We start from the raw sequence: 11,613 nt of genomic DNA on the forward strand, positions 1-11,613 counted from the left end.
TGTTGCGCACTTATCTGTTTTTATCAATCGATGACCACTGAATTAGCCTGCATAAAATCGCAATAATTAGAATATTCATCCTAATTATTCCCTATATAGGGATAAATATTTCACCTTTTGCCGGTTTTGGGTTTTTCCTTTGCGTGCAAACAGGTATATTTGCGTTTACGAATAAATACTTTAGGAGACAAGCACGTGAGGATGATGTCGGGCGCCGCGATGGTGGTTGAAGCGTTGAAAGACGTTGGGGTAACGCATTTATTTGGTTACCCAGGTGGAGCGGTCTTAGATATCTATGATGCCTTATTTGCGCAAGACGTGGTAAAACACATTTTAGTGCGTCATGAGCAAGGTGCCTCACATATGGCAGATGGCTATGCGAGAGCAACCGGCAAAACAGGTACGGTATTGGTAACCTCTGGGCCTGGTGCAACTAATACCCTCACTGGTATTGCTACAGCGTATATGGATTCAATTCCAATGGTTGTGCTTTCTGGGCAGGTACCTTCCATGCATATTGGCGAGGATGCTTTCCAAGAGACCGATATGGTGGGTTGCTCTAGACCGGTAGTTAAACATAGTTTTTTGGTAAAGCGAGCAGTGGATATTCCCAAAGCAATCGCGCAAGCCTATTATATTGCTAACTCTGGGCGTCCAGGGCCCGTCGTAGTTGACTTGCCAAAAGATATAGTTAACGTCCAAGATTCCCATCCGTATGTGTTCCCAGACGATGTGACCATGCGTTCATACAACCCAACGCTGAAAGGCCACAACAAACAAATTAAAAAGGCGGTTGCCTGTTTATTAAAAGCGAAAAGACCGGTTTTATATGTGGGCGGTGGCTCTATTGCCAGTGAGGCCAGTGAGGTCATTACCTATCTTGCAGAGCGCTTGGGTGCTCCTGTAACGAGCACGCTGATGGGGCTAGGTGCGTTTTCAAGTGTGCACAAACAGTTTGTAGGTATGTTAGGCATGCATGGCACACTCGAAGCTAATAAGTCTATGCACAATGCAGACTGTATTATTTCTCTTGGCGCGCGTTTTGATGACCGCGTGACCAATAACGTCGAGAAATTTTGCCCACATGCAGATATTATTCACGTTGATATTGATCCGGCATCCATTTCTAAGATTGTGAACGCTCATGTCCCAGTGGTGGGTTCGGTAAAAACAGTGGTAAATCAAATCCATGCGGTACTTGACGAACATGACTTAAGTGGCCAAGAAGAGAAGCTGGCCGATTGGTGGGAGCAAATCAATGATTGGCGCGCCCGAAAGTGCCTCGATTATGTGCAGGGCGATACTGTCATTAAACCACAAAAAGTGATTCAAGCTTTGTACGAGCATACCAATGGTGAGGCTTATGTTAGTTCTGATGTGGGTCAGCATCAGATGTTTGCTGCGCTTTACTACCCGTTTGCTAAGCCGCGTCGATGGATTAACTCTGGTGGTCTTGGCACCATGGGATTTGGTCTGCCTGCGGCAATGGGTGTGCAGTTCGCATTACCCGATGCATGCTCAGTGGTGGTGACTGGTGATGGCTCCATACAAATGAATATTCAAGAGCTCTCAACGTGTTTGCAATACAACCTACCGATTAAAATTATTTCGCTCAACAACCGTGCATTAGGTATGGTGCGCCAATGGCAAGATATGAACTATAAAGGACGCCATTCACATTCTTATATGGACTCTATGCCTGACTTTGTGAAATTAGCCGAAGCTTATGGGCACGTTGGCATCAAAGTCGACACGCTAGATCAGTTAGATGACGCAATGAAGCGCTGTTTTGCTGAAAAAGAACGCCTTGTATTTATGGATATCGCTGTTGACCAAAATGAACATGTGTACCCCATGCAGATAAAGTATGGCGCTATGGATGACATGAGACTAAGCAAGACGGAGCGTACCTAATGAGAAGAATTATTTCTGTATTAATGGAAAACGCTCCCGGTTCTTTATCACGTATCATGGGAGTATTTTCACAGCGCGGATATAACGTGGATTCTTTGTGCGTGGCGCCAACCGCTGATCAAAGCTTATCGCGTCTGACTATCATCACCGAAGCTGATGACAAAGTGACCGAGCAGATTACCAAGCAGGTAAACAAGTTAATAGATGTATTACGAGTGGCCGAATTGACTGACTCTGCGCACGTAGAGCGTGAATTGATGCTAATTAAAGTATCTACGCTTACCGAAGTCGCCAGAGCAGAGGTAAAGCGCAACGTTGATATCTTTAGAGCACGTATTCTTGATGTCACTTCGCAGCATTACACCATTGAAGTGACCGGCACGAGCGACAAGCTGTCAGCGTTTAGTGACGTAATGGCACAATGTGCAGAAATCACTGAATCTGCAAGAACAGGCGTGTGTGGATTGTCTCGTGGAGACAGAGCTTTGCGTCCGTAATACGCAAAGAAAGAAAGGGTAGTTATAGTTTCGAAAATTGTTTAGAAAATACTTGCAGTATTTGAAACTATGCTACACTTAAATTGTTTTTGGTAAGAAATTCGTTTGTTTTTTTGTTTGATATTGTAAGTGTAGTAAGCTCTAGATTCACCCCGGTGACGAGTTCTCGACGTTGTCCTTCGTTAGTAAACATTCTATAAAACGCCCTTGTCAAAAATGTGATTGCGCATCATTTTTGCGCGTTTTTGTTTATTAGTTTGAGGTTTACATGTCTAAAGTTACAGGCACAGTTAAGTGGTTTAATCCTGAAAAGGGTTATGGATTTCTAACACAAGACAATGGCGGTAAAGACGTTTTTGTTCATTTTCGCGCAATTGTTGCGGAAGGCTACAAAACGTTACCAGAAGGTCAACGTGTTTCTTTTGAAGTCGAAGAAGGTCAGAAAGGTTTACAAGCAGCTAACGTTGAACCAATCTAGACACTATTTAAACGTGCAGTAAAATTTTTATAAAATGGTGCGTATATACGCACCATTTTTGTTTTTATACCCGGTTGAGAGTGCACCTTGAAAGTAGAAAATAAAAAACTCACGTTCAAGCAGGCGCTTGCCAAAAACTACCGCACGTACCTTCGTGACATCACCTTGTTTGTATTGATTGTAGTAGGCATTACCTATTGGCAAACAAAAGACATGCTTGAAACTGACGGCACGGTCATTGTTGAGCAACAAAACCTCGTGAGTTTAGATGGCTTGGTCATGCCCATGCTGGCAGACGATAAACCCAATCTGGTCTATTTTTTTGCGCCTTGGTGTAAGATATGTTCATTGAGTATCGATAACCTTGACTACCTAAATGAAGATAAGGTCAACGTAGTGGTTATTGCACTTGATTACTCAAGCACCGAAGAGGTAGAGGCGTTTGTTGCTGAGCATGATGTCACGATGCAGGTTTTATATGGGCACGCCGATTTAAAAAGACAGTTTCAAATTAAAGGCTATCCTAGCTACTACTTAATTGATGAGAGCTTTACCATCGTCAGTCGCTCTTATGGTTACTCCACAGCGGTTGGACTTAAGCTTAGAGAAACTTTTGGCAGTTAAGTCTGATTTTAATTTAGTTTCATCAAAACGCTATTTGCATTTTTCATGGATACAGCCAGCCGCAAACGGAAGTGGAATTAGTATGAGAGAACTTCGATGATCCAACTACAGCAACTCAGCCAACACACGCTCAATCAGACCGATTTAGAGCAAAGTAATGCGCACGCTTTAAATCTGGAGATAGCGTGGTTTGAGTCTGTGTTAGACATGCGTTTTCAATATTATTTTGAGAAAGACAGGCATTTAGATATAGATAGTTTACCACCACCAGATATGAGCGGCCTTGAGGCTATTTATGCACGCTTTATTACCCAAAATAATATCACTAGCATCCAGCGCCTTTGCTTAATACTGGCGATGCTGCCTCACATAAAGCCTGACTCTTTGGATACATTGCTTATTAAAAGTAAGCAATTAGATAAACCATATACTGAGTTTGGTGGCGCGGTGGGTAAATCTCATCGCGGCTTTTTACCGACCATCGAAACGCTATTATTTATAAGCTCTGGGAAAGAGTTAGTGACGCGCTTTTCGCATTTGCAAATGTTTGATGAAGACGCATTACTGATGAAAAACAAAATCATCCAACTCGGTCTTAATGAATCAATGGAGCCGTACAACAGTGCTCTGATATCGCTGAACAAAGAATATTTGAAAGCCTTTACCACAGGCATCTTCCACAAACCTGATTTCAATAGCGCCTTTCCTGCAAAATTATTGACAAGTGAGCTTGAGTGGAAAGATTTGGTCTTAGCACCTTCGGTGATGGATGAAGTGGAGCAAGTGCTAGCATGGTGTGAGAATAGTGAGACAATTATGTCATCTTGGGGCTTTTCTAAGCACCTTAAGAAAGGCTACCGCGCATTATTTTATGGTCCTCCAGGAACGGGGAAATCATTAACAGCTACTTTGATTGGTAAACATGTTGGCATGGATGTTTACCACATAGATTTGTCTTCTGTGGTGTCAAAATATATTGGTGAGACTGAAAAAAACTTGGCCGGCATTTTTGACCAAGCAGAAAACAAGCAGTGGATCCTATTTTTCGAAGAAGCCGATGCACTATTTGGTAGTCGCACGCAAACCAGTAATTCCAAAGACCGACATGCAAATCAAGGGGTATCCTATTTGCTTCAGCGTATCGAAGATTTTGCCGGTATTGTGATCCTCGCCTCTAATCTGAAAGACAATATTGATGAAGCATTTACCCGCCGGTTTCAATCAACCATTTATTTTTCGATGCCAACGGCAATACAACGCGAAAGCCTACTTCGCTCGATGCTAATTGACAAAGCGCCGCTAGCGGATGATGTAGACCTACATCAACTCTCCGCAGATTACGAAGTATCAGGTGGGGCGATGACAAATGTGATCAGAAATGCTGCTTTACTTGCGCTTCGAGGTAAGCGAAGTGAAATCACTCAACTCGATCTTAAGCAAAGCTATCAAAAAGAGTTGCGAAAGCAAGGGAAATCTATCTCATGAAGCTATATACAACAACGTACCCACGCTTTACGAAGTTAGTCCCTCAACAAACAAGCGAAACAGGGGCTCCTTATCCGGCGCTACGCCCTAAAATGGCGCAGTATGCCTGCGGAAATACTTGGATACACCCAAAGAGTTTGGAGAAAAGTTACTAATCAATATTTCCAAAGTGTCATCGGTGTTATTAAAAATATAGCCCCAGCTTAAATTTATTACGTTTAGCCAAAATATGATATTTTGTTATCAGTGCACCATTGAATGATTGACACAAAACACAATGACAAACTTATATGAATAAAACGCTAGCCATATTATCAGTTGCTTTCATTTTGATTATTAGCGCTGTTGTCTATGAGATTTATTCGCCGAATACAAAGCCTACTAAGCAAGCTCACGCATGCAGTGTTGAATCTAGCATGGTAATTGTACAAGGCGGTGATATGTTGATGGGAGCAGGCGGCATGTACCCAGAGGAGTTTCCTGTTGTTGAGCGTAAGGTTAATAGTTTTTATATGAGCCGAACTGAGGTAACTAATGCTGAGTTTAAAGCCTTTGTAGAGGCCACCGGTTACGTCACGATGGCCGAGAAAGCCCCTGATCCTAGCCTTTACCCAGATTTGCCGCCCGATTTATTGGTCGCAGGTTCAGCCGTGTTTGTAAAACTTAACGAAGCGGTCTCTGCCGGCACGCTCATGAATTGGTGGCATTTTGTGGAGGGTGCGTACTGGCGTCAACCAACAGGACCCAACAGTTCCATCATTGGCAAAGAAAACTACCCTGTTGTGCATATCGCGTATCAAGACGCACAGGCTTATGCAGCATGGAAAGGCCATAGGTTGCCCACAGAAGAAGAGTTTGAATACGCCGCGAGAAACGGACTAAAAAATTCACAGTATGCTCGCGGTGATAGTTTAACCACTAACAATAAACACACCGCAAATACTTGGCAGGGCTTATTCCCGTTCAGTGACGATGGTGACGACGGTCATGCAGGCCTTGCGCCTGTTGGTTGTTACGATGCCAACCGCTATGGCATTCATGATTTAATTGGTAATGTATGGGAGTGGACCCAATCTACTTACTACCCTCAACATATCCAAGATAACGAGCAAATTCCTACTCACTTTCCTAACCAAGGATATGACCCAAATCAACCGGGCATAGCCGTTGGCGTGATTAAGGGGGGCTCGTATTTATGCGCTGATGACTTTTGTATGCGATACAGACCAGCCGCTAGGCAAGCGCAAGATACTGGTCTTGGTACCACACATATTGGGTTTAGAACGGTAAAATCGGTAAATTAAACATCACAGATCTTCGGGTAAGATTATGCCTAGCTTTTTGCGTTCAACTCGCCATAGTTCTATCAATTCTTTGTACTTATCTGGATATTCACTGGCAAGGTTTTTGGTTTCCCCTGGGTCAGATGCTAAATTGAATAGCTCAAATTTTGATTCATCAAAGGGTTGCTCTAACACGGTGATTTTCCAATTGCCTTGGCGCAAAAAAGCGCGCCCAAGATGAAATAAAGCAGTCACATACTCCTCATCATGTACTGAAGTTTGCTCACCTCTTATATATGGCAACATGCTTGCACCTAACATGGGCTTAATTTGTTCGCTTTGCGGATATTCAACGTTAGCCACATCAAGAAAAGTAGGGGCTAAGTCCATTAAGGTAATATAGGTAGAGCTAGGTTCATGGCTCGCCTTTACAATTGGACCCGACATGATCATAGGTGCAACGATACCACCCTGAGATGGATAGGTTTTATGCCTACTAAAGGGCGCTGAACCCGCCTCTGCCCATGGCGGGCCATAAGAAACAAACGATTCTCGCGTGCCCATTTTTTCATAGCTATTATCGTAGTTATTTTGCACAAATTCTGAGTAAGGTGCGTTGTTGTAGAAATCTTCAGCCGCGGCACCATTGTCTGACATGAAAACAATCATTGTGTTGTCGTATAGGTCGCGAGCTTTCAAGTGCTCCACTAAGCGGCCAACGTGTTCATCAAGGTTTTCAACCATTGCCGCGTATAATTCCATTTTTCTTGCTTCACGCTTTTGTTGCTCTGGGCTTAAGTCTTCCCAAGGGGTAATGGCTTCATTTCTTGGTGGTAGTTCGTGGTTGCTTGATAGGATCCCAGCAGATTGTGCGCGCGCAAAGTTTCGCTCTCTGAGCACATCATAGCCTTCATCGTAAGCACCTTTATATAGATTGAGCTGACTATCAGGCACCTGTAACGGCCAATGAGGAGAGGTGTAAGCGGCAAAAGCAAAGAAGGGGCGTTTTACATCACTACCATCGTCAATAAACTCAATCAGTTTATTGGTATACACGTCGGTTGAGTACTCACCGTCTGGATATTCGGTAAAATCGCCATCTGCCCAAAATTTAGAGCCACCTTCAAAAAAACCTAGGTCATCCCAATGGTTTCCTGCTCCGTGCAATAAATTAAATGAACGAGTAAAACCTGCTGCGGTTGGGCTAGTTTCAGGACTTGCACCCAGATGCCACTTACCTACTGTGTATGTTTGGTATCCAGAAGTTTGCAAAAGTTTAGAAAATGGAATGATTCGGTCCGATAAGCTGGCCTCGTAACCAAGCACCTTTTGGCCACCTAAGGAGCGTCTGCTCTGTCCTGCCATGCCTGCAACATGATTGTTATTGCCAGAAAGCAACATCGCTCTAGTAGGTGCGCACATCGGAGCGGTATGAAACTGCGTAAACAACAGACCTTTTTTTGCCAATGCATCAATGTTGGGAGTTTTAATATTGCTACCGTAAGCCCCTAAATCGGAATAGCCAAGGTCATCTGCAACAATGAGTAAGATATTAGGCCGATTATCTTCTTCAGGCTGTTTGTCGGCGCAACCCACTAATAAAAATGAGAAAGACATAACAATTAAAATACAAAAGCTGGTTCTTAGAATTGACATGCTGTAGGTGCTCGATGATTGTTAAGGGTCTGAGTGTAGCATGGATATAAGAGCGAGCGTTTCACTCTTATTATTATCACTGGTTTGAAAGGGTATTATTAGCAACCTTTTAGACGCTCATTCATCTGCAAGGCTGTATTTAAGTCGCAACTAACGCTTATACCAGAGAAACCAAGAGCCAATAAAAAACCTCCAACATTCAAATGCCAGAGGTTTTTTTATTTAAGCTGTAAAAGAGCGCTTATGTGCGCTCAAATATGGTTGCGATCCCTTGGCCTAGACCAATGCACATGGTCGCAAGACCAATACTTACATCTTGCTCTTCCATGTTATTGATAAGCGTAGTGGATATTCTCGCGCCAGAGCACCCTAATGGATGTCCAAGGGCGATTGCGCCACCTTTTAGGTTCACTTTGTCTTCATAGGTATCTAACCAGCCTAATTGTTTGATGCACGACAAGGCTTGTGCAGCAAAGGCTTCGTTAAACTCTGCTAACTGAATATCTTCCATGGTCAAGCCTGCGCGAGCCAATGCTTTTTTGGTGGCTGGCACTGGGCCAAAGCCCATGATAGCCGCATCACAACCGGCAACTGCCATGCTTCTGATTTTAGCGCGAGGAGTTAACCCAAGGGCCTTTGCTCTATCGGCCGACATTATTAGCATTGCTGCTGCACCATCAGAAATCGCTGAAGAGGTGCCTGCGGTTACTGAGCCGTTGACTGGGTCAAATACCGGTCTTAAACCGCCAAGCGTCTCTACAGTCGTTTCTGGACGAATCACTTCGTCATAATCAACCGATACTAGGGCACCATTGGCATCATGACCTTCAATAGCCACAATTTCATTATCCCAACCGCCATTGTTCATCGCGGCTGCTGCCTTTTGATGTGAGCGCGCGCCAAACGCGTCTTGCATTTCACGGGTGATCCCGTTTTGGCGTCCCAACAACTCTGCCGTCATTCCCATGCTACCTGAGGCTTTGGCAGTATGCTTCGCCAGTCCTGGATGAAAGTCGATATTATAATTCATAGGGACATGACCCATGTGCTCAACACCACCAATCATATACACGTCACCACGACCGGTCATAATACCCGATACCGCATCATGTAGGGCTTGCATCGAAGAGCCGCATAATCTGTTAACCGTTACCGCGCCAGTGCTGCGAGGGATGTTGGTTAAAAGCTGCGCGTTACGCGCAACGTTGAAGCCTTGCTCTTTGGTTTGCTGTACACAACCCCAAATGATGTCTTCAATTTCTGCAGGGTCAACATTTGGGTTACGCTCAAGCAGTTTGCTCATTAGGTGCGCCGATAAATCCTCTGCGCGCACATTGCGAAATACACCGCCTTTTGAACGACCCATTGGTGTGCGAATACAATCAATAACTACTACATCTTTCATGTTCTAATCTCCCGTAAGCTTAGGCGAAGTATGACTTGCCAGATGCCGCCATTTCGCGCACACCATCACTAATTTGATAAACCGGCCCAAGGCTTGCGTAGCTGTCTGCCAGTTTTACGAAGTTATCCAGTCCCATTGCTTCAATGTAGCGGAATATGCCGCCTCTAAATGGAGGGAACCCTAGACCATACAGTAACGCCATATCAGCTTCTGCTGCACTGCCCACGATGCCTTCTTCAAGACAACGGATGGCTTCATTTGCCATGGGGGTCATCACTCTGGCGATAATTTCTTCTTTACTGAACTCTTTGCGTTCGCTTACATGCGGTGCAAATAAGTCATATGCGGTTTGAGCTGGTGTTTTTGAAGGACGACCGCGCTTGTCTTTGCCGTAATCGTAAAACCCTTTACCGTTCTTTTGACCAAGACGCTGGTTGCTATAAAGCAATGTCACAGGGTCGTTATCTATCTTTTGCATACGCTCAGGAATGCCTGCCGACATCACGCCTGAGGCATGATCTGCGGTATCCATGCCCACCACATCAAGGAGATATGCTGGACCCATTGGCCAACCAAATACTTTTTCCATCACCTTATCAATGGCAGTAAAGTCAGCGCCGTCGAGCACCAAACGACTAAAGCCTGCAAAGTATGGGAACAATACGCGGTTAACTAAAAATCCAGGGCAATCATTTACTACGATAGGGGTTTTACCCATCTTCAAAGTAGACGCAACTACTGCGGCGATGGTGCTATCAGAGGTCTTTTCGCCACGAATGATTTCCACCAAAGGCATTTTGTGCACAGGGTTGAAAAAGTGCATACCGCAGAAGCGTTCTGGCTTGCTTAGGCTTTGTGCAAGCTGGTTAATCGATATCGTCGAAGTATTCGAACAGATGATCGCATCGTCTGCCACGGTCTCTTCAGTTTCTTTTAGCACAGCGGCTTTAACATTGGGGTTTTCTACAACCGCTTCAATCACCAAATCTGCGTCTTTGATGGCATTCATGTCTAAGGTTGGCACGATGTTATTCAGCGTGCTGGCCATGGTTTGTGCGTTGACCTTACCGCGCTCCATGCCCTTGCTAAGAATTTTCGCTGCCTCAGCTAAACCTAAATCTAGTGCAGGCTGAGCGATATCTTTCATAATGGTCGGTACGCCTTTTACCGCGCCTTGATAGGCAATACCACCGCCCATGATACCTGCGCCTAGCACTGCATGTTGCTTGACTTCTTTGGTAGCCGCTTTAGCCATTTTCTTACCTTTACCCTTAACGAGTTGATCGGCTAAGAAAATACCTACTTGGGCTTGGCATGCGTCTGTCTTGGCAAGAGCAACGAATCCTTCGTTTTCTAACTTAAGTGCGCCAGCCCGGCCTGATGCGGCTGCCTTTTGTACGGTTTCTACCATTTTATGGGGGGCTGGATAGTGTTTACCAGCTTGAGCGGCAACCATGGCCGCTGCAGTAGAGAAGCTCATCATCGCTTCGTTTGTATTAAGCGTCAGTGGTGCAAGTTTTTGTGCGCGTCTGCCTTGCCAATCAATTTTTCCGTCGATAGCGTCTTTAAGCATTTGACGAGCTACGCTATGCAAATTCTCAGGGGATGTAACGGCGTCTATAGCACCTTCGTCTAAAGCTTTTTGAGCAGCGCGATCGCGACCAGTAGTCATCCACTCTAGGGCGTTGTCTGAACCGATAATACGCGGCAGGCGCACGGTTCCACCAAAGCCAGGCATTAAGCCTAATTTAACTTCAGGTAAACCTATTCGTGCAGTGGTATCAGCAACACGTAAATCGCCGGCCAAAGCCATCTCACAACCACCACCTAAGGCAAAACCATTGATTGCAACAATGGTTGGCACAGGAATGTCTTCAAAATGATCGAATACTTGTGAGGTTTTTGTCACCCATTCAAGTACTTCAGCATCTGGCATGGCAAACAATGCAGTAAACTCTGTTATGTCGGCCCCTACAATGAAGGTGCTCTTTGCGCTGCGCACAAGCACGCCCTTTACGCCGTCGGCGCTGACAATTGCACTGGTTGCTTGTTCTAACTCTGCAACGGTTTGTTGGTCAAATTTGTTGACTGAACCTTGCGCATCAAATACGAGTTCAGCAATGCCATCGTCCGTCATGTTGACTGATAGACTTTTGCCTTCATACATCATGCTTTTCTCCTGTGACAAAATATTAAAAAAGAATCTGTGTAAGATTAGACCACAGATTCAAAAAGGTGGATTATAATGAGAGTACTTCCTTAAAAAGGAGG

The 11,613-nt window shown here is 44.6% G+C and carries 9 protein-coding genes; 6 read left to right on the top strand and 3 right to left on the bottom strand.

From position 1 onward, the window contains the following. Positions 1–195 precede the first annotated feature (195 nt). From KJ365_RS04935 to KJ365_RS04960, 6 genes are all read left to right on the top strand, one after another. On the top strand, positions 196–1,914 hold the full coding sequence (locus KJ365_RS04935; RefSeq protein ID WP_214450525.1) for an acetolactate synthase 3 large subunit: 1,719 nt from the start codon (positions 196–198) through the stop codon (positions 1,912–1,914). Further along, on the top strand, positions 1,914–2,411 hold the full coding sequence (gene ilvN / locus KJ365_RS04940) for an acetolactate synthase small subunit (protein ID WP_214450526.1): 498 nt from the start codon (positions 1,914–1,916) through the stop codon (positions 2,409–2,411). The genes KJ365_RS04935 and ilvN overlap by 1 nt, the downstream gene beginning before the upstream one ends. A 268-nt stretch (positions 2,412–2,679) precedes the next feature. Then, complete coding sequence (cspE, locus tag KJ365_RS04945) at positions 2,680–2,889, top strand: transcription antiterminator/RNA stability regulator CspE (protein ID WP_214450527.1); 210 nt, start codon at positions 2,680–2,682, stop codon at positions 2,887–2,889. An 87-nt stretch (positions 2,890–2,976) separates the two neighbouring features. Next, positions 2,977–3,513 carry a redoxin domain-containing protein gene (locus tag KJ365_RS04950; RefSeq protein ID WP_250884036.1) on the top strand — a complete coding sequence of 179 codons (537 nt, stop codon included), beginning with the start codon at positions 2,977–2,979 and terminating at the stop codon, positions 3,511–3,513. Positions 3,514–3,609: 96 nt separating this feature from the next. Beyond that, positions 3,610–4,998 carry an ATP-binding protein gene (locus KJ365_RS04955; protein ID WP_214450528.1) on the top strand — a complete coding sequence of 463 codons (1,389 nt, stop codon included), beginning with the start codon at positions 3,610–3,612 and terminating at the stop codon, positions 4,996–4,998. 290 nt (positions 4,999–5,288) lie between these two features. Next, positions 5,289–6,302 (top strand): formylglycine-generating enzyme family protein, encoded by a 1,014-nt coding sequence (locus tag KJ365_RS04960; RefSeq protein ID WP_214450529.1) that lies wholly within the window; start codon positions 5,289–5,291, stop codon positions 6,300–6,302. A 3-nt stretch (positions 6,303–6,305) separates the two neighbouring features. Here KJ365_RS04960 and KJ365_RS04965 read toward each other — a convergent pair whose 3' ends face one another. From KJ365_RS04965 to fadB, 3 genes are all read right to left on the bottom strand, one after another. Next, positions 6,306–7,937: an arylsulfatase gene (locus tag KJ365_RS04965; RefSeq protein ID WP_214450530.1), complete on the bottom strand. Its 1,632-nt coding sequence runs from the start codon at positions 7,935–7,937 to the stop codon at positions 6,306–6,308. A gap of 241 nt (positions 7,938–8,178) precedes the next feature. Then, positions 8,179–9,342 (bottom strand): acetyl-CoA C-acyltransferase FadA, encoded by a 1,164-nt coding sequence (fadA, locus tag KJ365_RS04970; RefSeq protein WP_214450531.1) that lies wholly within the window; start codon positions 9,340–9,342, stop codon positions 8,179–8,181. A gap of 19 nt (positions 9,343–9,361) precedes the next feature. After that, entirely contained in the window at positions 9,362–11,512 is a 2,151-nt protein-coding gene (gene fadB / locus KJ365_RS04975; RefSeq protein ID WP_214450532.1) for a fatty acid oxidation complex subunit alpha FadB, read from the bottom strand. Positions 11,513–11,613: the final 101 nt, after the last annotated feature.

The sequence above is a fragment of the Glaciecola sp. XM2 genome, from assembly GCF_018595715.1.
Taxonomy (GTDB): Bacteria; Pseudomonadota; Gammaproteobacteria; order Enterobacterales; family Alteromonadaceae; genus Glaciecola.

What these genes read in the sequence shown, in the direction of transcription:
- fadB (WP_214450532.1), bottom strand. Translation starts at nt 11,512, where the DNA reads ATGATGTATGAAGGCAAAAGTCTATCAGTCAACATGACGGACGATGGC.
- KJ365_RS04960 (WP_214450529.1), top strand. Translation starts at nt 5,289, where the DNA reads ATGAATAAAACGCTAGCCATATTATCAGTTGCTTTCATTTTGATTATT.
- KJ365_RS04965 (WP_214450530.1), bottom strand. Translation starts at nt 7,937, where the DNA reads ATGTCAATTCTAAGAACCAGCTTTTGTATTTTAATTGTTATGTCTTTC.
- cspE (WP_214450527.1), top strand. Translation starts at nt 2,680, where the DNA reads ATGTCTAAAGTTACAGGCACAGTTAAGTGGTTTAATCCTGAAAAGGGT.
- fadA (WP_214450531.1), bottom strand. Translation starts at nt 9,342, where the DNA reads ATGAAAGATGTAGTAGTTATTGATTGTATTCGCACACCAATGGGTCGT.
- ilvN (WP_214450526.1), top strand. Translation starts at nt 1,914, where the DNA reads ATGAGAAGAATTATTTCTGTATTAATGGAAAACGCTCCCGGTTCTTTA.
- KJ365_RS04955 (WP_214450528.1), top strand. Translation starts at nt 3,610, where the DNA reads ATGATCCAACTACAGCAACTCAGCCAACACACGCTCAATCAGACCGAT.